The sequence below is a fragment of the Mycolicibacterium sp. CBM1 genome (assembly GCF_054073305.1).
Map to the genome: position 1 here is coordinate 24,228 of NZ_JBSXPP010000003.1, position 26,090 is coordinate 50,317.

At 66.4% G+C, this 26,090-nt stretch carries 26 protein-coding genes; 11 read left to right on the forward strand and 15 right to left on the reverse strand.

Annotation, left to right across the window (positions count from 1 at the left end; translation table 11 throughout):
- Positions 1-38 precede the first annotated feature (38 nt).
- The 5 genes from ACXDF8_RS04625 to ACXDF8_RS04645 all read right to left on the reverse strand — a co-directional run bounded on the left by ACXDF8_RS04625 (position 39) and on the right by ACXDF8_RS04645 (position 6,957).
- Positions 39-2,897, reverse strand: a complete 2,859-nt coding sequence (locus ACXDF8_RS04625) for an MMPL/RND family transporter (protein ID WP_457222083.1) — start codon at positions 2,895-2,897, stop codon at positions 39-41.
- 132 nt (positions 2,898-3,029) lie between these two features.
- The gene (locus ACXDF8_RS04630; RefSeq protein WP_457222084.1) at positions 3,030-4,253 is read right to left on the reverse strand and encodes an SfnB family sulfur acquisition oxidoreductase; all 1,224 of its coding nucleotides are present in this window, start codon (positions 4,251-4,253) and stop codon (positions 3,030-3,032) included.
- Positions 4,254-4,260: 7 nt separating this feature from the next.
- Complete coding sequence (locus tag ACXDF8_RS04635) at positions 4,261-5,079, reverse strand: ABC transporter ATP-binding protein (RefSeq protein WP_457222085.1); 819 nt, start codon at positions 5,077-5,079, stop codon at positions 4,261-4,263.
- Positions 5,063-6,097, reverse strand: a complete 1,035-nt coding sequence (locus ACXDF8_RS04640; protein WP_457222086.1) for a taurine ABC transporter substrate-binding protein — start codon at positions 6,095-6,097, stop codon at positions 5,063-5,065. The genes ACXDF8_RS04635 and ACXDF8_RS04640 overlap by 17 nt, the downstream gene beginning before the upstream one ends.
- A complete protein-coding gene (locus ACXDF8_RS04645) occupies positions 6,094-6,957 on the reverse strand; it encodes an ABC transporter permease (RefSeq protein ID WP_457222087.1) in 864 nt (287 codons plus the stop codon). The genes ACXDF8_RS04640 and ACXDF8_RS04645 overlap by 4 nt, the downstream gene beginning before the upstream one ends.
- Positions 6,958-7,119: 162 nt before the next feature.
- Here ACXDF8_RS04645 and ACXDF8_RS04650 point away from each other — a divergent pair, with 162 nt between their 5' ends.
- From ACXDF8_RS04650 to ACXDF8_RS04665, 4 genes are read left to right on the forward strand one after another with little or no spacing between them, the layout of a single operon-like run.
- Positions 7,120-7,557 (forward strand): hypothetical protein, encoded by a 438-nt coding sequence (locus ACXDF8_RS04650; RefSeq protein ID WP_457222088.1) that lies wholly within the window; start codon positions 7,120-7,122, stop codon positions 7,555-7,557.
- Positions 7,527-7,667, forward strand: a complete 141-nt coding sequence (locus ACXDF8_RS04655; protein WP_457222089.1) for a hypothetical protein — start codon at positions 7,527-7,529, stop codon at positions 7,665-7,667. Before ACXDF8_RS04650 ends, ACXDF8_RS04655 begins: the two co-directional genes overlap by 31 nt.
- A 45-nt stretch (positions 7,668-7,712) precedes the next feature.
- Positions 7,713-8,192 carry an amino acid permease gene (locus ACXDF8_RS04660; RefSeq protein WP_457222090.1) on the forward strand — a complete coding sequence of 160 codons (480 nt, stop codon included), beginning with the start codon at positions 7,713-7,715 and terminating at the stop codon, positions 8,190-8,192.
- A 15-nt stretch (positions 8,193-8,207) separates the two neighbouring features.
- Complete coding sequence (locus tag ACXDF8_RS04665; RefSeq protein ID WP_457222358.1) at positions 8,208-9,017, forward strand: type I glutamate--ammonia ligase; 810 nt, start codon at positions 8,208-8,210, stop codon at positions 9,015-9,017.
- On the opposite strand, the gene ACXDF8_RS04670 is transcribed toward ACXDF8_RS04665, so the two are convergent.
- The 3 genes from ACXDF8_RS04670 to ACXDF8_RS04680 form a co-directional block, all read right to left on the reverse strand.
- Complete coding sequence (locus tag ACXDF8_RS04670) at positions 9,018-9,404, reverse strand: DUF2237 family protein (protein ID WP_457222091.1); 387 nt, start codon at positions 9,402-9,404, stop codon at positions 9,018-9,020.
- The gene (locus ACXDF8_RS04675) at positions 9,397-10,113 is read right to left on the reverse strand and encodes a TVP38/TMEM64 family protein (protein ID WP_457222092.1); all 717 of its coding nucleotides are present in this window, start codon (positions 10,111-10,113) and stop codon (positions 9,397-9,399) included. The genes ACXDF8_RS04670 and ACXDF8_RS04675 overlap by 8 nt, the downstream gene beginning before the upstream one ends.
- A gap of 83 nt (positions 10,114-10,196) precedes the next feature.
- Entirely contained in the window at positions 10,197-11,366 is a 1,170-nt protein-coding gene (locus ACXDF8_RS04680) for a glycoside hydrolase family 183 protein (protein ID WP_457222093.1), read from the reverse strand.
- Between ACXDF8_RS04680 and ACXDF8_RS04685 the strand changes: the two genes are divergently transcribed.
- Complete coding sequence (locus ACXDF8_RS04685) at positions 11,353-11,904, forward strand: hypothetical protein (RefSeq protein WP_457222094.1); 552 nt, start codon at positions 11,353-11,355, stop codon at positions 11,902-11,904. The genes ACXDF8_RS04680 and ACXDF8_RS04685 overlap by 14 nt on opposite strands.
- A 299-nt stretch (positions 11,905-12,203) precedes the next feature.
- Here ACXDF8_RS04685 and ACXDF8_RS04690 read toward each other — a convergent pair whose 3' ends face one another.
- The gene (locus tag ACXDF8_RS04690) at positions 12,204-12,677 is read right to left on the reverse strand and encodes an SRPBCC family protein (protein WP_457222095.1); all 474 of its coding nucleotides are present in this window, start codon (positions 12,675-12,677) and stop codon (positions 12,204-12,206) included.
- Positions 12,678-12,768: 91 nt separating this feature from the next.
- Here ACXDF8_RS04690 and ACXDF8_RS04695 point away from each other — a divergent pair, with 91 nt between their 5' ends.
- Positions 12,769-13,893, forward strand: coding sequence for a phosphotransferase family protein (locus tag ACXDF8_RS04695; protein WP_457222096.1), 1,125 nt, complete (start codon positions 12,769-12,771; stop codon positions 13,891-13,893).
- Here the strand turns inward: ACXDF8_RS04695 and ACXDF8_RS04700 are convergent.
- The 3 genes from ACXDF8_RS04700 to ACXDF8_RS04710 form a co-directional block, all read right to left on the reverse strand.
- Positions 13,868-14,029 (reverse strand): hypothetical protein, encoded by a 162-nt coding sequence (locus ACXDF8_RS04700; RefSeq protein WP_457222097.1) that lies wholly within the window; start codon positions 14,027-14,029, stop codon positions 13,868-13,870. The two genes, ACXDF8_RS04695 and ACXDF8_RS04700, sit on opposite strands and share 26 nt — an antisense overlap.
- 126 nt (positions 14,030-14,155) lie before the next feature.
- The gene (locus tag ACXDF8_RS04705; protein ID WP_457222098.1) at positions 14,156-17,041 is read right to left on the reverse strand and encodes an MMPL/RND family transporter; all 2,886 of its coding nucleotides are present in this window, start codon (positions 17,039-17,041) and stop codon (positions 14,156-14,158) included.
- A complete protein-coding gene (locus tag ACXDF8_RS04710; protein WP_457222099.1) occupies positions 17,038-17,469 on the reverse strand; it encodes an MmpS family transport accessory protein in 432 nt (143 codons plus the stop codon). Before ACXDF8_RS04710 ends, ACXDF8_RS04705 begins: the two co-directional genes overlap by 4 nt.
- A gap of 388 nt (positions 17,470-17,857) precedes the next feature.
- Here ACXDF8_RS04710 and ACXDF8_RS04715 point away from each other — a divergent pair, with 388 nt between their 5' ends.
- Complete coding sequence (locus ACXDF8_RS04715; protein WP_457222100.1) at positions 17,858-18,193, forward strand: DUF732 domain-containing protein; 336 nt, start codon at positions 17,858-17,860, stop codon at positions 18,191-18,193.
- Positions 18,194-18,569: 376 nt separating this feature from the next.
- Here the strand turns inward: ACXDF8_RS04715 and ACXDF8_RS04720 are convergent, their stop codons facing one another.
- The gene (locus ACXDF8_RS04720; RefSeq protein ID WP_457222101.1) at positions 18,570-19,169 is read right to left on the reverse strand and encodes an Lrp/AsnC family transcriptional regulator; all 600 of its coding nucleotides are present in this window, start codon (positions 19,167-19,169) and stop codon (positions 18,570-18,572) included.
- Positions 19,170-19,375: 206 nt separating this feature from the next.
- Here ACXDF8_RS04720 and ACXDF8_RS04725 point away from each other — a divergent pair, with 206 nt between their 5' ends.
- The 3 genes from ACXDF8_RS04725 to ACXDF8_RS04735 are packed head-to-tail and all read left to right on the forward strand — an operon-like array spanning position 19,376 to position 23,244.
- Positions 19,376-20,827, forward strand: a complete 1,452-nt coding sequence (locus ACXDF8_RS04725; RefSeq protein WP_457222102.1) for an APC family permease — start codon at positions 19,376-19,378, stop codon at positions 20,825-20,827.
- Between the two features lie 27 nt (positions 20,828-20,854).
- A complete protein-coding gene (locus tag ACXDF8_RS04730; RefSeq protein ID WP_457222103.1) occupies positions 20,855-22,249 on the forward strand; it encodes an aminotransferase class III-fold pyridoxal phosphate-dependent enzyme in 1,395 nt (464 codons plus the stop codon).
- 17 nt (positions 22,250-22,266) lie between these two features.
- Positions 22,267-23,244, forward strand: coding sequence for an aminotransferase class IV (locus ACXDF8_RS04735; protein WP_457222104.1), 978 nt, complete (start codon positions 22,267-22,269; stop codon positions 23,242-23,244).
- A gap of 135 nt (positions 23,245-23,379) precedes the next feature.
- Here ACXDF8_RS04735 and ACXDF8_RS04740 read toward each other — a convergent pair whose 3' ends face one another.
- Together ACXDF8_RS04740 and ACXDF8_RS04745 are read right to left on the reverse strand one after the other, a co-directional pair.
- On the reverse strand, positions 23,380-24,120 hold the full coding sequence (locus ACXDF8_RS04740) for an SDR family NAD(P)-dependent oxidoreductase (protein ID WP_457222105.1): 741 nt from the start codon (positions 24,118-24,120) through the stop codon (positions 23,380-23,382).
- A 48-nt stretch (positions 24,121-24,168) separates the two neighbouring features.
- Entirely contained in the window at positions 24,169-24,600 is a 432-nt protein-coding gene (locus ACXDF8_RS04745) for a hypothetical protein (protein WP_457222359.1), read from the reverse strand.
- Positions 24,601-24,937: 337 nt separating this feature from the next.
- Between ACXDF8_RS04745 and ACXDF8_RS04750 the strand changes: the two genes are divergently transcribed.
- On the forward strand, positions 24,938-26,089 hold the full coding sequence (locus ACXDF8_RS04750; protein WP_457222106.1) for a polyprenyl synthetase family protein: 1,152 nt from the start codon (positions 24,938-24,940) through the stop codon (positions 26,087-26,089).
- Position 26,090: the final 1 nt, after the last annotated feature.

The following is a 26,090-nucleotide window of genomic DNA, read 5'->3' on the forward strand; positions in this document are numbered from 1 at the left end:
GGTCGGCACGCTGGTAGCGCGCTCGCGCGCCGGGCAAGCTACCGGAGCAGTTTGCCCTGCGGCCGGGTGGCCAGTGGCTTCGGTCGCACCATCTGCGGCCACCAGAACCACCGGCCCATCAGCGCGGCAATCGCCGGCGTCATGAACGCCCGCACCACCAGCGTGTCGAACAACAGGCCCAGCCCGATCGTCGTACCGATCTGGGCGACGACCACCATCGCGCTGACCGACATCGAGATCATGGTGAACGCGAACACCAAGCCGGCTGCCGTCACCACCGACCCGCTGCCTCCCATCGCTCGGATGATGCCGGTGTTGATGCCGGCCGGTATCTCCTCTTTCATCCGGGACACCAGCAGCAGGTTGTAGTCGGCACCCACGGCCAACAGGATGATGACCGCCATCGCCATCACCATGAACTGCAGCTCGATCCCGAGGATGTGCTGCCACAACAGAACCGAGAGCCCGAAGGACGCACCGAGGGACAACACCACCGTGCCGACGATCACCGCGGCTGCCACGATGGCGCGGGTGATGATCAGCATGATGATGAAGATCAACGCCAGCGCTGCCACCCCGGCGATCAGCAAGTCGTACTTGTTGCCTTCCTGCATGTCTTTGAAGGTCGACGCGGTGCCCCCCAGATACACTCTGGAGCCCTCCAGCGGGGTGCCCTTGATGGCTTCGAAGACGGCATTCTTGATCGCGTCGATGCGGTTGATGCCGTCGGCGGACAGCGGGTCGTCTTCGTGGGAGATGATGAACCGCACTGCGTGGCCGTTGGGGGAGATGAAGTTCTTGATGCCCCGCTTGAATTCGTCGTTGTCGAAGATTTCCGGCGGCAGGTAGAACGTGTCGTCGTTGAGGGCGTCGTTGAACGCCGCACCCATGGCCGACTGGTTCTCGCTCAAGGCGGCCTGCTGATCCTGCATGCCGGCCTGGGTGGCCTGTTGGGTCAGCATCATCACGCGCATCGTCTTCATCGACTCGATCGACGAATTCATCAGCGGAATCAGCTGGGGCAGAAGGTCATCGAGGGCATGCAGGTCGGGCAACAGCCGCTGGATGTCGTCGGTCATCGTGTCGATGCCGTCGAGGGTGTCGAACACCGAGCGGATCGACCAGCACATCGGAATGTCGTAGCAGTGCGGTTCCCAGTACAGGTAGCTGCGGATCGGGCGCAGGAAGTCGTCGAAGTCGGCGATGTGGTTGCGCAGCGTCTGGACATCGGCCAGTGTCAGGTCCATCTTGCCGACCATGGCGTGCATGGTGGCGGACATCTGCTCCATCAACTTGATCATCTGGGTCATCGTGTTGATGGTGTCCTGCATCTGCTGTCCCTGAACCAGCATGTCGGCCATCCGGTCTTGCAGGTAGGACCGGTTCATCGTCTGGCTGGTATTGCCCATGCTCATCTGTGAGGGAATCGTGCTGTATTTCAACGGCTTTCCCGCGGGCCGGGTGATGGACTGCACGCGGCCGATCCCCGGCACCTTGGCGATCGCCTTGCTGATCTTCTCGATGACCAGGAAGTCGGCCGAGTTGCGCACGTCCTGGTCGGTTTCGAGCAGCAGCATCTCGGGGTTCATCCGGGCGATGGGGAAGTGCCGCTCCGCCGCGGCGAACCCCTCGTTGGCCGGCAGGTCGGCCGGCAGGTACTTGCGGTCGTTGTAGTTGGGTTGATAGCCCGGCAGGGTGATCAGGCCGATCAAAGCGATTAGGACTGTGACGAACAGGATGGCTGCCGGCCAGCGCACGACGGCCGCACCCAGTCGACGCCAGAACCGGATTCGCATGGCGCGCTTGGGCTCGAGCAACCCGAACCGGCTCGCCACGGTGACGATCGCGGCGCCGAGGGTCAGCGCCGACACCACCGCGACGACCATGCCGACGGCAAGCGGCACACCGAGGGACTTGAAGTACGGCAGCCGGGTGAATGACAGGCAGAACGTCGCCCCGGCGATCGTCATACCGGAGCCCAGCACCACGTGCGCGGTGCCGTGATACATCGTGTAGTAGGCGTCTTCGCGGCTTTCCCCGACCGAGCGGGCCTCCTGATAGCGCCCGATCAGGAAGATCGCGTAGTCGGTGGTCGCGGCGATCGCCAGTGTCACCAAAAGCTGGGTTGCGAACGGCGACAGCCCGATCAGGTTGTGATAGCCAAGAAACGCCACCGCGCCGCGGGTGACCGTCAGCCCGAGGAGCAGCATCATCAGCACGAGCCCGACGGTGACGATCGACCGGTAGAAGAACAGCAGCATCACGATGATGACGGCGATGGTGGTGAGCTCGATGATCCGGATGCTCTTGTCGCCGGCGTGCTGCTGATCGGCCTGCAGCGCGGGTCCACCGGTCACGTAGATCTTGACACCGGGCGGCGGTGACAGACCTTTGACGATCTTCTGGACCGCCTCGACAGAGTCGTTGCCGAGTGTCTCGCCCATGTTGCCCGCCAGTGCCACCTGGACGTAGACGGCCTTGGAGTCGGCGCTCAGCGCGCCGGACTCGGTCAGCGGGTCACCCCAGAAGTCCTGGATGTGCTGCACGTGGGTGGTGTCGGCCCGCAGCTTGGCGATCATGTCGTTGTAGAAACGGCGCGCGTCGGGGCCCAGCGGCTGGTCGCCCTCGAGCACGATCATCGCCGAGCTGTCGGAGTCGGACTCCTCGAAGACCTTGCCCGAGCGCATCATCGCGATGACCGACGGCGCCTCCTTCGGCGACATCGAGACCGCCCGCAGCTGGCCCACTTCCTCCAGCTGGGGCACCGCCACATTGAGGACGACGATCAGGCCGATCCAGCCCAAGATGATTGGCACCGCCAACCGGCGGATCCACTTGGCCAGTGCTGGGCGGTGTGGCTTCGCGTGGACCACACGTTCTTCGGTGGGGGTGCTCATCAGGCCCCCTTCGGCTCAACGCCCCATCTGGGCACCTCGGCGCGAATCCTCCCTGCGCGGATTATTTAGATAGTCATACCAGATGCCGCGGTGTGGGTGTGAGGTCGGTAACTATCGAGGCCGGGTTGTCGTTCAGATCGCAGAATGCAGCGGGGGAGCTGTGCCGTGCAGCAGCGCCCGTCCGAGGTGGTGGTACTTCCATCGGATCGGGTCGTGCAAGGTGTGAGTACGCGCATTGCGCCAGAAGTGGTCGAGGTTGAGCTCGGCTGCCACGCTGCGGGTTCCGCTGACCTCGAACAGTGCGCTGGATACCTCGTTGGCGGCCTTGTCGGCCAGGATCTTCGCGCCGGAGACCGCGAGCGAGGCCTGCGCGGCGCGGTCCGCGGCGTCGGTCGGCGCGGCGCCGAACGCGGCGTCGACGGCGAGACCCGCCGAGACCAGGGTGGCCTCGGCGGCGTGAACCGCGACGGACAGTTCGCCGAACCGCTGGATCAGCAGCGGATCGTCGATCGCGCGCGGGACGTCGGCCTCGAACCACGGCCGGCTCTTTTCCCGCACGAACGAGACGGCGGCCTGCAGCGCGCCGCGCGCAATACCTGCGTCGATCGCGGTGTGCAGCAACTGTGCGAAGGCGCCGTATCCGGTCGGGTGCCCGACGGCCGGCGCGCGGGGAACCAGCGCGGCGGGTTCGACGAATACCGATTCGAAGACGACGGTGCCGCTGCCGGTGGTCCGCTGACCCATCGCAGCCCAATCGTCGACGATGCGCACCCCGGCGGTGTCGGCGGGCAGGAAGGCGACGTATTGGCCGTCGGGAAGCCCACTTTCGCCGGCCGGATCATCGAGGCGGGTCAAGACGGCCAGGATGTCGGCGAACAGCGAGCCGGTGCAGTAGTACTTCGCGCCGTCGATGCGGAATCGGTCGCCGGCCGGGCGCACGGTGGTGGCGATATCGGCCACCGTCGCGCTGGCGCGTTCGGTCTGGGCGTTGGCGATGCGCGCCCCACATAGCAGCCGCTCCGAGAAGTGCCGCAACTGATCGTCGGAGCCGGCCAGCCGCAGCAGATTGACGTAGACGAAATGGCTGTGTGGGATCTGGGCGATGTTGGGATCGGCGGTAGCCAAGATGCGGATCACATCAGCGACGACGCTGGGCGGCAGGTCCGCACCGCCGTGGGCGGCCGGCACCGTCACCGCCAGCAGGCCGCTGGCGGCCAGCCGGTCGAGTTGTTCGAACGGCAACTGGCGCAACTGGTCTCGGGCAGCGGCATCGACGGAGAAATCAGCGGCCAGGTCGGTGGCGACGGCGACGGCGTCGGCGGGTGACAGGACGGGACAGGCAGAGGTCGCGGTCATGGCGGGCTCAGGCCGCCGCAGACTTGACGGCGCGGCTGACTTCCTGGCGCAGCCGGACGTATTCGGCGCTGCGGCGCAGTTCGTCGGGGTCGACGCCGGTTCTGGGCAGCTCGACGGACAGGTCAAGCGCGACCCGCCCAGGGCGGGCTGTCAGCACGACGATGCGCGAGCCCAGGAAGGCCGCCTCGTCGGCGCTGTGCGTGACGAACACTGTGGTGCGCCCCGATTCCGCGCTCACTCGGCGGACGTCCTCCTGCAGTCGCTCCCGGGTCAACGCGTCGAGCGCGGCGAACGGCTCGTCGAGCAGAAGCAGTGAAGTCTCCGGACGTTCGGAGGCCAGCGCCCGGGCGATCGCGACCCGCTGCTGCTGGCCGCCGCTGATCTCCCAGATCTTGCGGTGGGCGATGTCCTCCAGGCCGACGCGGTTCAGCAGCTCGTCGCGGCGCGCCACTCTGCGCTCGCGCGGGGTGCCCGCGTACTTCAGCGCCAGCTCGACGTTGCCGCCGACGCTGCGCCACGGGAACAGCCGGGGCTGCTGGAAGACCACCCCGGCCGTCTGGCCCGGAACCGGGGTACGCCCGGACACGGTCAGCCTCCCCTCGGTCGGTGCTTCGAAGCCGGCGATCAACCGCAGCAGCGTGCTCTTGCCACACCCCGATGCGCCGACGAGAACCAGGAACGAGCCCGGTTCGACGTCGAGGTCCACCGGTCCCAGCGCCGTCGTCGTCCCGTAGCGGTGCTCGACCCCTTGGATGTGCACGCCACCGTCGGTGTGGGCACCCGACAGCGGGGATGTCGTTGCCGCGGTCTCACTGGGTGATGACATCGGGCAGTCCCTGGGTGTAGATGGCGTCCTGGAAGGTCTTGAGCGGGGCGGCCGACGGGATCTGCTTCTGCTCGGCCAGGAACTGCGAGGCACTTTCCAGGTTGGCCGCGACATTGCCCGGGTTGCCCTGGCTGCCCAGCCACTGCGGCGAGGCCACCTCCTGCGGCGTCAGGTACACGCCCTGCTTGAGTTGGCCCTCCACGTCGGCGGGGCTCAGACCGATCTCGGCGGCGATGGCCTTTGCGGCGGCGGCCGGATCTTCGTGGATGACCGTCAGTGCCCGGGCCTCCTGCTTGCGCCAGATGTCGACGACGTCGGGGTGGTCCTTGGCGAACGCATTCGACACCGCCGCCAGGTCCAGGGTGGGTTTGCCGTCCTTGGCCAGCTGACGGCTGGTGATCAGGTCCTTGCCGGTCTTGCGCAGCTGGTCCAGGGTCGGCAGCCAGGTGTAGGCGGCCGCGATATCACCACGCTCCCAGGCCGCCAGGATGGCCTGCGGCTGCAGGTCGATCAACGCAACATCGTTGGGCGACAACCCGTTCTGGGCCAGTGCGGCGAGCAGGCTGTAATGCGCGGTGGATGCGAACGGAGTGGCAACCCGTTTGCCTTTGAGGTCGGCGATGGAGTTGATACCGCTGCCGGTGCGGGCCACGAGGGCCTCGTTGTCGCCGGCGACGTCGAGCACGAACGCGACGCTGTAGGGGATGTTCAGCGGTGCCGACAGCCCGCGCGCCACCGGGCTGGACCCCAGGGCACCGAAGTCGAGTTCTTTCGCGATGAACGCGGTGTTGACATCGGCGCCGGAGTCGAACTTGACCCACTTGACGTTGTAGTCCGGCAGCGCGTCCTCCAACCACCGGTTGTTCTTCACGATCAGGTCGCCGCTGGGGAAGGTCTGGTAGCCGATGCGCAGCGTCGGCTTGCCCGCCTCCGACTTCGAGCGGTCCACCGAGCAACCGGACATACCGATAACGGTGACCGCGACCGCAGCCAGGGTGGCGAACTTGGTGAACTTCATACTTTTCCTCTCCAGGGGACGGCTCGACGCTCGACTGCGCGCAGCAGGCCGTCGATGACAAGACCTGAGATGCCGATGGCGAAGATGCCGACGAGCACCACGGGGGTGTTGTTGTAGTTGCTGGCGTCCTTGACCAGGCCGCCGATGCCGGGAATGCCGTTGAACAGCTCGGCGGCGACCACCGAGGAATACGCCATCCCGACGGCCAGCCGGATTCCGGTGAACGTCTCGGGAAGCGCCGAGGGGATCACGATGTCGCGCACCACGTCTCGCCGGGAGGCGCCCAGTGCGCGGGCTGCCTCGACCAGGCTGACGGGGACGGCCACGACCGCCGCGGTGGTGGCCACCGCAGCGGGTGGAAGGGCGGCCAGGGCGAGCAGCGTGACCTTGGGGGCCTCGTCGATGCCGAGCCAGATGACCAGGAGGAAGAAGTAGGCCAGGGGTGGCAGGGCCCGCAGGAAGGTCAGCCACGGTTCGAGCACGCTGCGTACCCAGGAGATGGAGCCCATCAGCAGACCCAGCGCGACACCGATGGCCACACCGACGACCACGCCGACGAACACTCGCCGCAGCGTCATGTAGAGGTGCTCCCACAACAGGTAGCCGGCGTAGCCGCGGACACCGTCATGGGTGGTCGAGATGTCGAGAAAGGCGCGCCACACCGTGCTGGGGAAGGGCACGAACGTCTGGTTCCAGATGCCGCTCGCCGCGGCGCCTTGCCACAGGGCGAAGAACACCAGTAGCGACAGCAGGGGCAGGCCCACCCGCGAGAGCCATCCGGGCCACCTGGCATTCAGAGGGGAATTCGCTGGTGGAGCCCCGGAAGTCCCGGATGGCACGACGTCGACGAACACGGACACCCGAACACTTTTGCCCGCTGGGAGGCAGCTGGGAATGTCTGTACTCACCGCGAGTCAAACTCATCGCGGTTGCGCTCATGCCGACGAAAGATCTTCTTCCGCTGTGCTCCCCGGGCAACAGTGATGGCCACTCAGCCGATCTCTCATGCCAAGGAAGCACCGATGTCAGAAGCTCTCGTCCCGCCCGGCGCGCTGGACACCGTGGCGGCGCCGCCGCAGCGACGGTTGCGCGGCACCCAGGGTGTCGCCTCGGTCATGGTCATGGTCATGGTCATGGTCATGGTCGTGGCCGCCGCCGCCCCGCTCGGCGTCATCGGTAGCGTCGTGCCGCTGGGCATTGCGCTGGGCAACGGTCCCGGCTTCCCGGCCACCTTCGTGGTGTCGACGGTGGTGCTGTTGCTGTTCTCCGTCGGGTTCACCGCGATGACCCCGTACGTGGACGAGGCCGGCGCGTTCTTCTCCTACGTGCGAACATCATTGGGCTTTCCGGTGGCCCAGCGCTGCCGTGGTGGCTGTTCGCGGCAGCGGCGTTCGCGGTCACCACCTACCTCGGCTACCGCAGCATCGAGTTGTCCAGCCGGGTACTGGCGATCCTGCTGACCGCCGAGATCGCGATTGTGGCGATCCTGGACCTGGTGATCGTGGCCCGCGGTGGAGAGCACGGACTATCGAGTGGAATCGTCGATCCGGACGCCATCACGTCCGGATAGCTGGGCGTCGGGCTGCTGTTCGCCTGCATCCTGTCGTTCCACAATGTGGTCTCGCGCTATATCTTTGCGCTGTCCCAGCGTGACGTGCTGCCGGCCTCCTTGAGCGTTCCCCACGAAAAGCACGGCTCGCCACACCAGGCGTCACTGTGGATTTCACTCGTCGTGTTCATCGGCGTGGCGCTGGCGGTGGTCTTCCGGCTGGATCCGGCCGCACAGTTCTACACCTGGTTCGCCGGTGCTACCACCGTCGGCATCGTGATCCTGCTGATCGCCACCAGTGTCGCCGTTCTGGTGTTCTTCGCCAGGGATCGTAAGCAGTACTCGCTGTGGCGGATTCGGATCGCGCCAGCTCTTGGGCTGCTCGGGTTGGCGGCGTCGCTGGTGTTGATCCTGGCCAACCTCGAACTGCTCGTCGGTGGTTCCAGTGTGCTGGCTTGGGTGATCGTCGGGCTGCTGGGAGGAGCGTTCGTGATCGGCACAGTCGTCGGCACCCGCGCCGAGGCCGCATCGAGAGCCCGATCGTGACCCAGGTGCACGACGCTGTCGCGGCGCCTGCACGACGGTTCGCTCACCGAGATCGAGGTGGCCTGGAGCGATCCGTTCGGCCACGCCGCCGGCAAACGCATCCCCGCGCGGCAGTTCCTCGAGCGGGCCCACCACGGCTTCGCGTTCTGCGAGGCAGCGCTGGGCTGGAACACCGGCGGGACGGTCATCGACGGTCTTCGCCTGACCAACTGGGATAGCGGCTATCCCGATGTCCGTGCGGTCCCTGACTTCTCGACGTTCGAGCCGCTACCGTGGCGTGCCGCTGTGGGACACGTGATCTCCGACATCGCCCGCCCGGACGGCAGCCCGTCGCTGCTCGACCCGCGCGGCGCGTTGCGCCGGGTGATCACCCGGCTGGCCTCGCTCGGCTTCACCGCGAAGGTGGGGGTGGAGTTCGAGTTCTACTTGCTGAACTCCGACGGCTCACCGATCCAGACCGAGATCCACGCCTACCGGCGCTATACCCCGGACTCGTTCGCCCCGGACACCGTGAACTGGAGCCGCGACAATCGCAGCGCCGCCGTGCGCTCCTTGGTGGAGGACCCACCGAGCGCGACTCGCATCGAATTGCGTTCGGGTGCTTCAGATGCCAACCCGTACTGGTTGAACGCCTCGGCGCTGGCCGCGGTCGAGCGGTTGTTCGACACCGGTGGCGCCTCGGCGACGGCCCGCGCGCTGAACCTGGACCGCCACTGGCGCAATGTCCGCACCGTCGCCACCCACAACCCGCTGGCCTACAAGGCGCACGCCGCGGGCAACTACGCCGTCAAGGGGGTGTGGCCGGCTGCCAACGGATACTTCTGATCACAGGCCGCCGAGGTCGTCGGGCACGTCAACGGCGTACTGGCGCAGCGTCTCCAGGGGCACGTACTGGAGGGTCCGTTCGTGGGTGCACGCCAGGACCACCGGTGCGGCGTGGCCGTCGCTGTGGGCGCGCAGCCAGTTCAGCGCGGTGACGCACCACCGGTCACCGGGCACCAGACCCGGAAAGCGGTACTGCGGCATCGGCGTCGACAGGTCGTTGCCGATCGAGCGCTGGTGTTCGAGGAACTCGGCGGTCACCACAGCGCAAATCGTGTGCCTGCCAGCGTCCTCGGGTCCGCTCGAACAGCACCCGTCGCGGTAGAACCCGGTGAGCGGGTCGGTTCCGCAGGGCTGCAGCGGACCACCCAGCACATTGAGATCAGCCATGGGAGTCAGTATCCAGGGTCGGCGGACTGCTGCGTGCACGCCAGCCGCGGTACCCGCGGTGAGCGGCGAAAGCTCCGGCGATCGCGGTGATGCACCACACCGCGATCGCCGTATAGCCCAGGGGTGAAGACAAATCCGAGATGGTCGCGCCGAGCGCGGTGTAGACGAACGCCCGCGGCGCCGAACCGATGAAAGCTCCGGCGGCCATCTGCCACAACGGCATTCCGAACGCGCCGAATGCGTACGACGCCAGCGCGTCGGAGATACCCGGGACGAACCGCTGACCGACCACCGCCCAGAGCCCTCGGCGCTGGATCTGCGCGTCGATTCGGCTCGACCAGTCGGGACCGAGTAAGGCCCTGGCGCTGTCGCGCCCCGCGCGTCTGCCGAGCAGGGCGGCGATGATCGCCGTCAGCACCGTGGAGCCGAGTGTGACGACGGTGCCGAGCAGCGGCCCGAACAACAGACCACTGCCGGCGGCCAGCAGCGGACCCGGGACGAATACGGCGGCCAGTGCCGCCGACACGACGGTGTAGGCGAGGGGAGCGGCGGGACCGGTGGCAGACACCGCGGCGCGCACCCCGGTCAGGTCGATCACCTTGGACACCGCGACCAGGTAGAACAGGCTCAGCAGGACCGCGACGAACAGCACGAGCCGCAGAACGTGCGGCCATCGCCGGACGACCGGCGGCTCGGTGTTGTCGACCATCGAAAACAGTCTGTCAGCAATCACTGAACGCGCCGAACGTCACACCACTGCGCTGCCGGGCGTGGAAAGCGGTGCCGGCGGCCCTAGACGAGCGTGGTCTTCAGCGGGGTCAGATCGGTCTTCATCAGCACGACGTTGTAGTTGCCCCACAGCGACATGTTCCAGTACAGGGTGCTGACGTCCGGATCGCCGTTGTTGTCGACGAGCTTGCCGGTGCCCGACCACGGGTGGATCATCGGCGCGTACAGCCCCGGGTACGTCGCCGACGTGGCCACCGTGATCGGTGCCGACCACTCGCCGTTGGGCTCGTCGGCATACCGCAGCTTCACGTTGTTGTTGCCGTCGGCGTACATCATCACGTACTTGCCGAGGTAGTCGTTGTACTGCACCGACATCTCGCTGACGTTGCCGCCTGTCTTGGCGCCGAACAGTCCGCCGAGCATGCCGCCCAATACGTTCGGGTTGTTCGCCCAGTCGATGATGGGGCCGAACAGGCCGGCCGAACGGGTGGAGTCACCGACGATCGGCGTGGCGGCGACCGGCTTGCCGGTCACCCAGTCCTTGCCGTTCCAGTACTGGTACTTCGCCAGGTCGGTGACGTCGTCGACGGCAACCCGGGACAGGTAGGCCGAGCCGGCGCGGCCCGACGGCGTGCCGAACGCGTAAAGGTACTGGGTCTCTCCCTCGGCGACCTGGTCGGCGGGCTGCAGGACGTAGGCGGCCTGCTGGAAGTTCTGATTGCCGGGGACATAGGGCTTTGACGAGCCGAACCAGCTCGCCGAACGGATCGTCGACGAGATCGTCACCCATTTGTCGGTCGCCTCGTTGTACATCGAGATCGCCGAGTAGTTGGTGGTCCACCGACCTGGGGTGTCCCAGGACTTCACCGACATGTAGTTGACGTACTGCTGGTTGGCCACCGAGATGGCCGAGGTCGGGATGACCGTCACCTCGGAGCCCAGTAACGGGAACAGTGCACCTGAATTCCGCGGGATGAACTGGTAGGCGTAGCCCGTGGGCAGCAGGCTCAGGCCGTTGGTCAGGTTGGTGTCGGTGCTCAGCAGCAGCACATTGGACCGCCAGTCACCGGTCATGCCGGGCCCACTGAAGGTGTCGCCGAACGCCAGCTGGATCTTGCCGGTCAGGCCGTTCTCCCACATGATCCCGAGGTCGGTGCCCCAGATCCCGAACCCCGCGGTGTTGTTGGTCTGCGGCCAGCCCCCGCTGTTGACCTGGCCGGTGACCCAGCCCACCGGTGCCGACGACAGGCTGCTCGGCGAGGTTGCCACCGCCGCGGTCAGTGTCGCGGCATCGGTGCCGGAGGCACTCGGCGTCACCGCGGAGGCACTCGGCGTCACCGTGGACGCCGCAGTCGTGGTCCGCGCCGAGCCGGCCAGCCCGGACCGGGGCGCAACCGGCTCGGGGGCGGGGACGGCCGGCGTGGTGCTCGTGACTGCGACGGCGGCGGCGGACAGCAACCGGGTCAGGGCGGGCGGGGCGCTTACCGCGGCCGCGGTTGCCTGGGTGGCCCCGGCAGTCTGGGTGCGCGAGGCCGCTGCGCGCGACGCCGGGGTGACGGTGGCACGGGCGGTGGGTTTCGACGTCCGTGCTGAGGAGGCCTTGGTGCGCTGCGGGCCGGCGGCAGACTTGGCTGAACTCGCCGACGTGCCGCTTGCCGACGACCCGGAGTTCCCCGAATCGGACGAGTCGGCCCACGCTGCGCCCGCGGCGGCGAGGATCGCCGCTCCGACGCCCAGCGACACCGCCAGACCGCCGAGGCGTCCCACGTAGGCCGAGGCTTTCTTGTTCGGATTCATCACGTCCACCCCTGTTGGCTCGGTTCCCGACACCGGCGCCGTCGCAAACCCCCCGGCATGCGTATCGCGTGAATGCTGTCAGTGCCTGACCAGACGGTACCGCACCCGACTAACCTCAGTACTCACTCTGGCCACGAGTCTCGCAAACTTTTCACTCACCAGGGCCTACATCTCGGACATCACTACCTGGCAAACAGGCTCTCGCGCGCGTGGGGGTTGCCAGCACCGCAGCGCCGCCGCCGACCATGCCGCCGGGCACGCATCATCACGGGCTCAACGGCCTGCCGTGAGTTCCCGCTCGATCGCGGCGTGATAGCGGTCGATGTTCGCCGGGTTGACGATCCGGAAGAAGCCGTCGGGCATCGGGGCGTCCTTGGGTGCCTCGATGGTCATCGTTCTGGTGAACAAGGTGATGCCGGCGCCGGGCTCGGTGAAGTGGTACTCGACGGTGATCCGGCCGTCCATCCCGCCTTGGCCTTGCCGGTCGTGGCCGAGTCGGCCCACCGAGGTGAACATCCACAACTTGGGCCGCTCTGCGATCGCGAGATGCCAGGTGAAGATGCGTTCCCCGTCGGGGCCGCCTTCCTCCCAGGTGTCGCCGATCTGCAGGGGCAGCTTGTCGAGCTTTCCGACGTAATTGCTGCCCGGGTAGGTCTTGGTCCAGTTGCCCGGATTGGTGACGAAGTCGTAGAGCGTCTCCGGTGAATGGCTGAACGCCGTCGCCGAGCTGGTGGTCACGATGCCCAATTACGTTGCCTTTCTTGTGCACTCTGTGCGGAGTTTACACTTTAGGCCGATTTTGTAATCGTGGTGGTGGCACTGCGAGTAGGGTCCAACGGTGCGTTCGGTTCTGCGCTTCGGCGCTCATGTCGGTCGTGGCGTCCGCCGCGTGGGCATCGATGGGGCCTTGGGCGGCCGACGGCCCTTTCCGCGCCGCATCGGCGAGCTCACCCCGGAGGCGCTGTCGGCCGTCGTCGGGGCGCGGGTGGCGACGGTGACTCGCCTCGATGCTACTGCGGGCACCTCGACGCGCGCGCGGCTGGCGCTGACCGGTGACGGGGTGCCGGCATCGGTTTTCGTCAAGATGTCGGCCGCCCGTGCTGGGATCCGGATGCTGGGGGAGTTGGCCGCACTGGGGGAGACCGAAGCCCGGTTCTACCGCGAACTGGCCCCGGACCTCCCGGGGGGTGTTCCCCGTGCGTACGGATCGGCGTTCGACCGGTTGACCGGTCGCTACGTTGTGGTCCTGGAGGATTTGTCGGTCGAGGACTGCGTGTTCCCCGACACCCTGCACCCGCTGACCGCCGACCAGATGGCCGGTGTCGTCGAGATGCTGGCTCGCCTGCACGCCACGTTCTGGGGCCGGCTGCCGCAAAAGTCAGGCGGCAGTGGACCATTCGGCTGGTTGATGGCCCCGTCGGAGGATCCCGCCAATCTGCTGACGCCCGCGGTGATGCGGATGTCCGCTCGGCGCCTGGCGCGTTCGACGGCGATACCGGTGCATGCGGGCCAATACCTCTGGGCGAACTTCGCCGCCATCACCGCCACGATCGACAGCGGACCGCACACCGTGCTGCACGGTGATTGCCACCCCGGCAACACCTACTTCCGTGACGGGCGGGCGGGGCTGTTGGACTGGCAGGTGGTCCGTCGGGGGCATCCCGCCCGCGACCTCGCCTACGCCATCGTCCTGGGCACCCCGGGCGCCGAGCGGCCCGAGATGGAACATCGGCTGCTCGACACCTACCGCGATGCACTGGCCGCGCACGGTGGGCCACACCTCGACCAAAACCAGTTGTGGACCCGGTATCGGCAAGCCGTTGTCCACCCGTACTTTTCAGCGCTGGCCACGGCAGGTCTGGGCGGAATGCAGGACGACGCGATCGCCCTCGAGGGCTTGCGGCGCGCGGTAGCGGCACTTGAGGACCTCGAAACCGTTACCGCGCTGCGCCAACAGCGCTGAAACTACCTGTTGCAGTGGGCGCGCCGTTCTCGTACTGCCACTGCGCGTCGTAACCGGCGGCGTCGAGGTCGCGGATGGTGGCGGCGGCCGACTCCGAACCGGGTTCAGGGATGTTCGGTGGATCGGCAACGGCCAAGGGGCCAGCACAATCGACATGCCGGCGCCGATCAGCAGTGCGGTGATGTGGCGCAGTTCGAGCGACATCAGGGTCGATCCTCGACGGCTCGGCGTGGTGTGTCGGGCCGTCGGGTCGGACCGTGGGTCAGCTGGTCGGTTCGCCGTGCTGACCGGTGGGTACGGCCTGCCGCTCGGCGGCGTCCCGCGGCGTCGGCCAGGCCGCCGGCACCGGCCGCTGCCGAACCTGTTGCGGCCACCAGAACCACCGGCCGAGAAGCGCGGCTATCGAGGGTGTCATGAACGAGCGCACCACAAGAGTGTCGAACAACAGGCCCAGCGCGATGGTGGTCCCGACCTGCCCGGCGACCCGGAGGTCGCTGATAACCATCGAAGCCATGGTGAACGCGAACACCAGTCCCGCCGAGGTGACCACGGAACCGCTGCCGGCCATCGCGCGGATGATCCCGGTGTTGAGTCCGGCGTGGATTTCCTCCTTGAAGCGGGCGACCAGCAGCAGGTTGTAGTCGGATCCGACCGCCAGCAGGATGATGACGGCCATCGCGATGACCATCCAGTGCAGCGGGAGCCCGATGATGTGCTGCCAGATCAGCACCGACAGGCCGAACGAGGCGCCGAGCGACAACACCACCGTCCCGACGATCACCGCGGCGGCCACCACACTTCTGGTGATCATCAGCATGATGATGAAGATCAGGCACAGGGCGGCGATCCCGGCGATTAGCAGGTCGTAGTTGGCGCCGTGCTGCATGTCCTTGTAGGTCGATGCGGTGCCGCCCAGGTAGACCCGGGACCCTTCCAGCGGGGTGCCCTTGATCGCCTCGAACGCGGCGTTCTTGATCTTGTCGATGTGCGAGATGCCCTCCGGCGTCGCCGGGTCGCCCTCGTGGGAGATAATGAACCGCACGGCTTTTCCGTCCGGTGAGACGAACATCTTCAGGCCGCGCTTGAACTCCGGGTTGTCGAAGACCTCGGGCGGCAGGTAGAACGAGTCGTCGTTTTTGGACGCGTCGAACGCCTGCCCCATGGCCGTGGCATTTTCCTGCATGGCCTGCATCTGATCCTGCAGCCCGCCCATACTGGCCTGCAAGGTCAGCATGGTCGTCTTCATCGATTTCATGGTCGCGATCATCGGCGGCATGATCTTGACCATCTTCGGCATCAGGATGTCGAGCTTGTCCATGTCGACGACCATCGACCCCAGATCGTCGCTGAGCGCGTCGACTCCGTCGAGGGCGTCGAAGATCGACCGCAGTGTCCAGCAGACCGGGATGTCGTAGCAGTGCGGTTCCCAGTAGAGGTAGTTGCGGATCGGCCGGAAGAAGTCGTCGAAGTTGGCCAGGTTGTTCCGGATCTCGTTGGTGTCGGCGACCATCTGCTTGGTCTTGGTGACCATGCTGTGCGTGATCCCGACCATGGTGGTGGTCAGGGCCAGCATGCGTTCCATCGTGTCGATGGTGACCTGCAGCTCGTCACCCATCTTCAGCATGTCCTTCATCCGATCTTGCAGATAGGACATGTTCATCGTCTGGTTGGTGCCCTGCATGCTGATGATGAACGGGATCGAGGTGTGCTCGATCGGGGTGCCCAGCGGGCGGGTGATCGTCTGGACCCGGCCGATGCCCGGGATGTGGAAGATCGACTTGGCCACCCGGTCGACGACCAGCATGTCGGCCGGGTTGCGGACGTCGTGATCGGACTCGATAAGCAGCAGCTCGGGGTTCATTCTGGCCTGCGGGAAGTGCCGGTCGGCGGCGGCGTAACCCTGATTGGCCGGGATGTCCTTGGGCAGGTAGTTGCGGTCGTTGTAGTTCGTCTTGTACGAGGGCAGGGCAAGCAGGCCGATCAGCGCCAGCACGATGGAGGCGGCCAGGATCGGTGCGGGCCAACGCACGACCGCCGTGCCGACCCGACGCCAGGTGTGGGTGTTCATCTTGCGCTTGGGCTCGAACAAGCCGAACCGGCTGCCGACCGTGATCAACGCGGGGCCCATGGTCAGCGCGGCCAGCACCGCGATGAGCATGCCGATCGAGAGTGGGAAGCCCAGCGACTTGAAGTAGTTGAGCCGGGTGAAGTGCAGGCACAGCGTCGCACCGGCGATGGTCAGGCCGGAGCCGAGGATCACGTGGGCGGTGCCGTGGAACATGGTGTAGTACGCGCTCTCCCGGTCCTCACCACTGAGGCGCGCCTCGTGGTACCGGCCGATGAGGAAGATCGCGTAGTCGGTGGCAGCGGCTATCGCCAGGGTGGTCAGCAGGTTCACCGCGAACGTCGACAGGCCGAGGATGTTGGCGTTACCCAGGAACGCGATGATCCCGCGGGCCGCCGACAGTTGCACGAACACCATGACCAGCACCAGGACCACCGTGGTGATCGAGCGGTAGACCAGCAGGAGCATGACGAAGATGACGGCGATGGTCACCGCCGTGATCAGCTTGACGCTCTTGTCGCCGGCGGTGTGCTGGTCGTGGCTCAACGCCGAGGGGCCGGTGACGTAGACCTTGAGGCCGGCCGGCGGCGGGTCCTCGGCCACGATCTTGCGGACCGCGTCCACCGACTCGTTGGCCATCGCCTCGCCGAGATTGCCGGCCAGGTAGAGCTGCACGTAGGCGGCTTTGCCGTCGGAGCTCTGCGACCCGGCCGCGGTGAGGGGATCGCCCCAGAAATCCTGAATGTGCTCGACGTGTTTGGTGTCGGCCCGAAGCTTTTCGACCAGACCGGCGTAGTACTGGTGCGCCTCGTCGTCGAGCTGATGGTCGCCCTCGAGCAGGATCATCACCGAGCTGTTGGACTTGAATTCCTGGAAGTCCGCGCCGACCCGCTTCATCGCCTTCAGCGACGGGGCGTCATCGGGGGCCAGCGACACCGAATGTTCCTGGCTGACCACTTCCAGCTGGGGTACGGCGACGTTGAGCACGACGACCAGTCCGAGCCAGAACAGCAGGATCGGCACCGAGAACATCCGGATGAACCGGGGCAGACCCGGGCGGGCGCCGTGGTGTTGGTCGGTCATGCGGACTTCACCAGGCAGAAGGTCTGGGCGTTGACGCCGGTCGAGGTCTTCTCGTCCTTGAGTTCGCCGTTGACGAAGATGCGGCAACCGATCGTGTCGGTGTCACCCTGGGCGACGATGTTGGCGCTGGCCGCAGGCGCGGTGGTGGTCAGCGTGAGTGACCATGGCAAGGTGGCGTCGCGGACGATCTGCGGCTGCGCGTCCAGGTCCAGATAGTTGATGGTCGCGACCGCGCCCTGCGGGCCGAAGATCTCGTAGGTGACCTGCTTGGGGTTGAACGGCTTGGTGTCGTTGGCCAGGCCGCTGCCGGCGCGGGTGAGTTCGGTCTTGCCGAACACGCCGTGTAGCCGGAATACGGCGAAGCCCGCGATCGCCACGACGATCACGATGACCACCGGCATCCACACCCGCCTGAAGAGCTTGACCATTGAAATCCCCGAAGAGCTACGCAGCCGGCACGAACGCTGCCGACACGAACAACGAGGTCGGTCCCGCTGAGTTCATCGGCAGGCGCCCGTCCGTGTCATCTGATCCCCATCTTCCCGCGTCGCGACAGGTTAGCCGACTTAACTGAGAGATTAGCTCACTTAACTGATCGCACGATACCCCGGTTGGTTCCGCTACCCGATTCTCGTCCGGTATTGGTGCCTGACGGCACAATCGGCGCCGGTGTGACGGGTGGCGGGCCTGTCGCGGGTCATTCCGCCGGTCGGGGTCAGTGCAACTCGCGTTGGGGGAGAGCCCAACCGAAGTTTTCGGATATCACTTGGGCCGATGGGTGTCGCGGAGGTGTTTAGCTGGCCTACAATCTCGCACATGAAGCTTACGAGGCTTGCCATGGTCGCTGCGGCGGCCGTTGTCGCGCCCGTCGTTCTGGCCGCGCCGTCGCATGCCGATCCGGACACCGACTTCGCCAACCAGCTGCACACGTTTGGGATCTACGGGCCTCGTGACTACAACGCGTGGATCGGCAAGATCACCTGCAAGCGGCTGGCCACCGGCTTGGACAAGGATGCGTACGCCTCCGCCAAGTTCCTGTTGACCAACCTCCCGATGGGCACCGACCAGGGCCAGGCGTTGCAGTTCCTCGGCGCCGCCATCGGCACCTATTGCCCGGACCAGGTCGGCGTGTTGCAGCAGGCGGCCGTCTGAGGCTCGACGACGAGCACTGATGGCTCGTTTCGAGGAGCGAACGCTCGCCGGTTCCGCGGGCCGTGGCCGCTGCTCGGTGTCACCGTAGCCCAGGCGCTGGCCGCCCACGCCCAGATGCTGGCCGGCATCCGCCGCCATTTCCAGTGCCGCCCGGACTGATGCCGCCGTCAGCAGTTGACACTGGCGGTTGCGGCGTCGGGGCAGCCACTAGAACCGGGTTGCCGGCCGGCTGCAGTCCGTTATCCGCGTTCTGCGGCCGGTGCTCCGCACGCCGCACAGTGGAATCGCCTGGCGCGCTTCGCTTTCCATAAACGCGACGAGACCCTCGAGCTTTGTGATCAGCCGGCTGCGGATGGTCGCCGATCGAAAGGATGGTTCAGTGGTCTCGACGTGATACTCGCGGATCCGCCGGCGGCCACAGTGGGGTGTCGTCGATGGGCATGCGGACGTCGCGGAATCCCGTGACGTGGTCCATGTACTGCACCCCAGCCATGTGGTCGAAGACGATGCTGGTGTCGGTCGACGCAACGATCGGGTCCGAGCTCAGCTTGGCTGCCACGATGTCGCGTAGTTGTGAGCTCGACGTGCAGGCTACGTGGATGAGGAAGTCCACCTGCCCGCCGATGTAGAACAGGTTGAGCACCTGCGGCAGCAGAATCGCCTTGCGCGCATACTCCCGGACTCGGCCCCGCGCCTGTGTGTGCAACCGGATCGAGATGATCGCTTGCAGCGGCAGTCCGACGGCGTCCAGGTCGATCTGCGCGTGGTAAGACTGCAACACGCCGGCGTCTTGCAGCGCCTTCACCCGGTGGTGGCAGGTGGACGGGGCGATGCCCGCCGCCTCGGCCAGCGCCGCGTTGGAGATCCGCGAATTCCGGGTCAACTCCCACAGCAGCACCTCGTCGATGTCATCAAGTGCGGCTGCCGGTTCGTCTTCTGCGATGAGGTAACGCATCCGGACTCCAATCAGGGGCATTTCGTTCGAGAGTCCGTTCGAGCATAAAACCACCGCTGAGTTGATGCATGGCCACAGAATCTTCGGCTGAACGAACGTCAGGTTGGTTTTTCTGCCTGCTTCGGCTACGCGCCGATGGTTCCGCTCGAAGCATCTGCATCTGAAACATCTCGGAAACGAACTCCTGGCTGACTCATCGGTACCAGCGACCAGACCAGAGGATCACCATGACAGAACACCAACAGATGGAGCGGGTAGAGGGCTCTGCGCGGCTGCGCGGCAACCTGGGCGTCACAGCCATCACGCTGATGGTGGTTGCCACTGCGGCGCCGTTGGGTGTGATGGCAGGTGGCGCGCCACTGGCGATCGGTTTGGGCAACGGTACCGGCGCTGCCGGGACCTTCGCCCTGGTCGCCCTCGCCATGCTGCTGTTCGCCGTGGCGCTGGCCGCGATGTCGCGCAAGATCGCCAACAACGGTGCTTTCTATGCCTACGTCGGCCACGGACTCGGGCCGGTGGCAGGCATGGCTGCGGCCGCGGTCTCGTGGCTCACCTACACCTCGATCCAGTTCGGTATCTGCGCGTTCATGGGCGTCAACACCTCGGCCGTCATCACCTTGCTGGGCGGCCCGGAAGTCCCCTGGTGGGTGTTGACTCTGCTGGGGGTCGCAGTGATTGCGATATTGGGCTACAACAAGATTGACCTGACCGCCAAGGTGCTGGGCATTGCCCTGGCACTCGAGGTGCTGGTCGTGGTCATCGTCGACGTCGGGGTGTTGGCGCACGGCGGCGACCACGGCATCTCCGCGACCGGGTTGACCCCCTCGACGATCTTCCCGAGCGGTTCGTCGTTCGCCGTCAGCGCCATGCTGTGCGGCACGGCTTTCATCGGGTTCGAGGCGACCGCAGTCTACCGAGACGAGGCGGTGGACCCGGACCGTACCGTACCGCGCGCGACATACCTGGCGATCGGGTTCATCGGCCTGTTCTACTCCCTGTCGACGTGGATCATCTCGCAGGGTTGGTCGGCCGCGGAACTCCAAGGCGCGTCTTTGCAGGGCGCTCAATACCTGCTCGGGCCCGCTGAACGGTTCGTCGCCCCAATCCTGTCCGACGTCATCCAGATCCTGGTCGCGACAAGCCTCTTCGCCTGCGCATTGTCGTTGCACAACATCCTCGCCCGGTACGGTCACACCCTCGGACGCTCCGGAGTGCTGCCGACCCGTCTCGGCTCGGTGCACTCGCGCTACGGTTCGCCGCACGCCGCATCCGCCCTGGCCACGATCGTTACGCTGGTATTGTTCGTGGTCGCCCTCGGCTTCCAACTCGACCCCGTGACCGAGATCTTCGGCTGGTTCGCCGGATTGTCCGCCCTGGGCTTCTTCACCCTGCTGGGCCTGACCTGTCTGTCCACAGTCGTCTTCTTCGTCCGTACCGGTGCTGATGACAAGCCTTGGCAGACAAAGATTCTGCCGTCTGCCGGTTTTGTCGCTCTCGCCGGTCTGGTGCTGGTGACGTTCTGGTACTTCCCGGATCTGGTGGGTAAGGAACCCGGATTCGCCTACTCCATGGCGCTCGCGGTCCCAGCCTTTGCCGCACTCGGAGCTGGTGCGGCTATGTGGCTGCGCAAGAACCGCCCCGAGCGATACGCGAATGTCCTTGCACTGACTCAAAATTGATTCCACGCTACGTACACAGGAGTACCCGTGACCGTCACCACCTTGCACACCACCGATGGCCTCAGGGCCGACGCCGACGCCCATCTGTGGCGGCACTTCGCCGCGCATTCCGCCACCGACCGGACCCAGTTGCCCGTCATGGTCGGCGGTGAAGGCTGCTACCTGATCGACACCGAGGGTCGGCGATACCTCGACGGGTTGTCCAACCTGTTCTGTGTCAACCTCGGCTACAGCTACGGTGAGGAACTGGGCCAGGCCGCGCTGGCGCAGTACTGTCAGCTTGGCTACCACTCCAGCTGGGGCTCCACCCACCCTGCGGCCATCGAATTGGCCACGCGCCTGATCGAATTGGCGCCCGAGAACCTCAGCCACGTGTTCCTGACTCCTAGCGGCGGAGAGTCGGTGGAAGCCGCGTGGAAGATCGCGCGGCAGTATCACCGGCTTCGGGGCGAGCACCGGTGGAAGGCCATCGGCCGGGAGATGGCATTTCACGGGACCACGCTGGGCGCACTGTCCCTCAACGGCATCACCGACATCCGGACAACGTTCGAACCACTGCTGCCCGGTGCTTCGCACGTCGCCAACACCCGCAGGCTCGGGCGCCCGGATGGCGAGACTGAGGAAGCGTTCACTGCGTTCCTGCTCGAAGACCTCGAACGTCGCATTCGAACCGAGGACCCGTCGACGGTGGCGATGGTGATCCTGGAGCCGGTCCAGAGCCACGGCGGCGCGCTGGTACCTCCCGCCGGCTACCACGCCGGTGTCCGCGCGCTCTGCGACCAATACGGAATCCTGCTGGTCGCCGATGAGACGGTGACCGCCTTCGGCCGCCTCGGCGAGTGGTTCGGGTCGACCCGATACGATGTCGAGCCCGACATCATCACCACGGCAAAGGGTCTCAGCTCTGCCCATGCTGTCATCGGAGCGGTCCTGGTCGCCCAGGAAGTCGCAGCGCAGTTCCGTGCCGAGGGCACCATGTTCCGGCACGGCAACACCTTCGGCGGACATCCGGTGATGGCGGCGGTGGCGCTGCGCAACCTCGAACTCATGGATGAACTCGGGATCAACGCACATGTGCGGGCGAAGGAAGCGGAGCTGACCGGGAAACTGGCGACCCTGCGCGCACTTCCGATCGTCGCAGACACCCGAGGCAGCGGTTACTTCCACGCCATCGAGATGATCAGCACCTACCCCGACGGGCGGCCGCTCAGCGATGCCGACAAGAGCCACTTCTACGGCGCCGAACTGTTGGGCGATCCGCTAGTGGAACGCGGTGTGCTGCTGCGGGTTTCCTTGGAGGGCGGCGATCCCATCATGTCGGTGGCACCGCCGCTGGTGGCTGACACTGCTGAGTTCGACCAGATCGTGGGGGCGGTGTACGACGTGCTCACCCGGCTCGGTGAGCTAGCGGGTGTGGCGTGAACACCACAGTGCTGCCGGTGAGTGAACCCATGCCCACCGGGGCGGTGATGGCCTACAGCGACTATGCCGTGGACTGGTCATCGCCGTTCGCAGGCGGCTGTGCCTGGATCGAAGGCGAGTACGTGCCGCACTCTCGGGCCCGGATCTCGATCTTCGATGCCGGCTACGGCCACTCGGATGTGACCTACACCGTCGCCGCGGTATGGCATGGCCAGGTCTTCCGGCTCGAGGATCATCTGGAACGTCTTCTCGACGGCGCCGCCAGGCTGCGGCTGTCGGCACCCCTGAGCCGAGCCGATATCCGGGAGATCGCGCTGGGCGTGGTCGCCCGCTCCCAGCTGCGCGAAGCGTTCCTGCACATCTCCATCACCCGTGGCTTCGGCGCGATTCCGGGTGAGAAGGACCTGACGAAGTTGGCCCCGCAGGTCTACGCCTACGCGATCCCCTACCTGTGGGTGTTCCCGGTGCACCAGCAGATGTCCGGCGCCAGCGCCGTCGTACCCCGCCATGTCCGCCGCGCCGGCCGCAACACCGTGGACCCCACGATCAAGAACCACCAGTGGGGTGACCTGACGGCGAGCCAGTGGGAGGCAGCGGATAGGGGTGCCGACACGGCGATCCTGCTCGACGCCGACAACTGCGTGGCCGAGGGGCCGGGGTTCAACGTGTTCGTCGTCAAGGACGGTTGTCTGGCCACGCCCAGCCGCAACTGCCTGCCGGGGATCACCCGCCGAACTGCACTCGAAATTGCTGCCGTGCTGGGGATTCCGAGCCAGCTTCGCGACGTCGCCTCCACTGAGTTGTATGCCGCCGACGAGCTGTTCGCGACCACGACCGCAGGTGGTGTCACCCCGATCACTTCGCTGGACGGCATCGCACTGGGCGACGGTGCGCCCGGACCGGTCACCACCGCGATACGGAACCGATACTGGGCTGACCTCGACCGGCCGTCGCCTCTGTTGACACCGGTCGACTACGGTCCGCGGCTGAGCTGACAGCACCGGGCCGACAGCAGAGACCGATCGCAAGTATCGCGGAGGAGGGCGGTCCGGTCAGCGACGGCGCATAGCCTGTGCCGTCGGTGCGCCCCAACCGAGACGTCTTCTGCCGCACGTGAGTTCGTCCCCGGCTCAGCCCGCCGTCTTGCCATTGTCGACGGTATAGACCGCACCGTGGATGGTCGCGGCGTCGTCGCTGGCCAGGAACGCAATCACCTTCGCCACGTCGCCGGGGTCCATCATTCCGCGGGGAGCGGCGATCCGCATGATCAGGTTCCAGTCGGCGTCTTCGGGTGTGGCGAACTCGGTCACCTGCGGGGTGAGCATACCGCCGGGGCACACCACGTTCACCCGCAGCCGATCCTTGGTGTACTCGATGGCCAGCGCCTTGGTCAGCCCGACCAGTCCGTGCTTGGCGGCGCAGTACGCCGCCGAATACACCTCGCCCTCGACGCCGGCGATCGACGCGACGTTGACGATGTTGCCCCCGGACTCCAGCAGGTGGGGCAATGCGGCCCGGCACAGATAGAACGGTCCGTTGAGGTTGACCGCCAGGTCGTAGTCCCAGTCCTCGTCGGACACCGATGCGGTGTGGCGCATCTGGTGGAAGCCCGCCGCGTTCACCAGGACGTCGAGCCGGCCGAAGCGTTCCGCGCACAGTGTTACCGCGTCGCGGCATGCCTGCGCGCTGGTGATGTCCACCGAGGCGTAGCCCCCGCCGGGAACCGACTCGAACACCGCGGCCATCCGGTCGGTGTCGCGCGCGATGCCGAAGACCGTGGCGCCGCGCTCGGCAAACACCCGCGCCACTGCCGCCCCTAAGCCTGACGAGGCGCCCGTCACCAGGGCGACCTTTCCGCTCAGCTGTGTCATGACTCAACCCTTCGGATGCTTGTTCGGATGGGCGGTCGACGACATCACCTAGGCGTGTACGTCGCGGAGCCCCACCGCATTGCGCAGTCCCGAGCAGTTGTAGCACCCAACACACCCGATGCAGTCGGTACATCTCACACAGCCGACACATGCCGAGCAGCGGCGACAGGCCACGCAGGCCACGCACGCCACGCATTTGCGCAACAGCACCGACAGCACGCTCAGGACACTGCCGACGATGAGGGCACTGCCGGCGGTGGCCACCGACCCCACGACGAGGGCACTGCCGGCGGTGGCCACCGACCCCACGACGAGGGCGCTGCCGGCGGTGGCGATGGAACCGGTGACGACGGCACTGCCGGCGGTGGCGATGGAACCGGTGACGACGGCACTGCGGATCGTGGTGACCGATCCGGCCACGACGGCGCTGTCGGTGGTGGATACCGAGCCTGCGACCGTCGATACCTTGGGCGGGCCCATGACGTCATGTGCGTTCACCCGATGAGCATGTCAGCCCGCACCGGGTCGTGCCGGCCGCATCTCGCGGTTCTGGTCGGGCTCGACCAACGTGTCGACGACGTTCTCCAGGACCTCGAACGAGAAGTACGCGATGCTCGTCCGCGTGTCGAGCGCGGTATCCGCAGCTGAACGGGGATTGCAGAAAATTACGCGTGCGTGACCATGTGCCCGTGGAGACGGCGCCGGCGGCCCACCTCGCTTTGAATTGGGTATCGAGACGACGAGCGCCTGATTGCAGCCGCACCCGCGTGGGTACCGCATGCGAGCGAGGCACTCGGCCGGGCGAACAGAGCCCTCGATGGGGAAGGAGCAGCCATTGCGCGCATTCGACGCCTTCTCTCGTAGCGGCGCGCGCCTGCCGGCCGCGGCCGAGGCAACGCTCGGGCCGCCCGACGCGCAGTTCGAGATCTGGCGCAACGGGGTCCGCCAGGCCGCCTTGGCTCACGTCGCGGAATTCGTCGACGCCCATTGCGCCGGACCGCTGGCCGAGACCGGTATCGACGTCGCCGCCGACGTCCTGGGGCAGTTCCTCAGCGGCGGAAAATGCCTGCGCTCGACCTTCATGTACCTGGGCTGGCTGTGCGGCGCGGAACCCAACGACGCGGCGCTGCGCGCTGCGGCGGGTCTGGAACTTCTGCATGCCTTCGCGCTGCTGCAGGACGACGTGATGGACGATTCCCCGCTGCGCCGCGGCCAGCCCGCCGCCCATGTGCAGTTCGGTCACTGGCACCGTGACCACGGGTTGTCCGGGTCGCGGCGGCGCTTCGGCGCCTCGGCGGCGATTCTGCTCTCCGACCTGTGCCTGGTGTGGGCCGAACAGATGATGCGTGACAGCGGCGTGCCTGACGCCGCCCTGGACCGGGCCTGGCGCCGCTACGACCTGATGCGCGTCGAACTGGCCGTCGGCCAGTTCGCCGACGTCGCCAACGACGTCGCCGGGCTGCCCACCCTCGATGAGGTTCTCGACGTGGCCCGCCGTAAATCTGGTAACTACACGGTGCGCCGACCGCTGGAACTCGGCGCCGCGATGGCCGGCCGCGAGGATCTGATCGACGTTCTGGGTGCCTACGGCAGCGCGGTCGGCGAGGCGTTCCAACTCCGCGACGACGTCCTGGGCGTTTTCGGCTCCCCGGCAGTCACCGGGAAGCCGATCGGCGGCGACCTCGCCGAGCGCAAGGCGACCAGTGTCGTGGTGGCCGCATACCAGATGGCCGACGCCGCGATCCGGCGCCAGTTCACCGACTTGATGAACTCAGAGGAACTCGACGACACCGACATCGCCCGCTGGCGAAACCTGATCGTGGCCACCGGCGCCGTCGAGTGGATCGACGACCTCATTCTCGAACGGATCGAAACGGCCCGGGAATACATTTGTGACAACAGAATTGACACGTGGGCGCAGTCCGCGTTGGCCAACATGGCTGCGGTGTGCACCCTGCGGGTGACCTGAT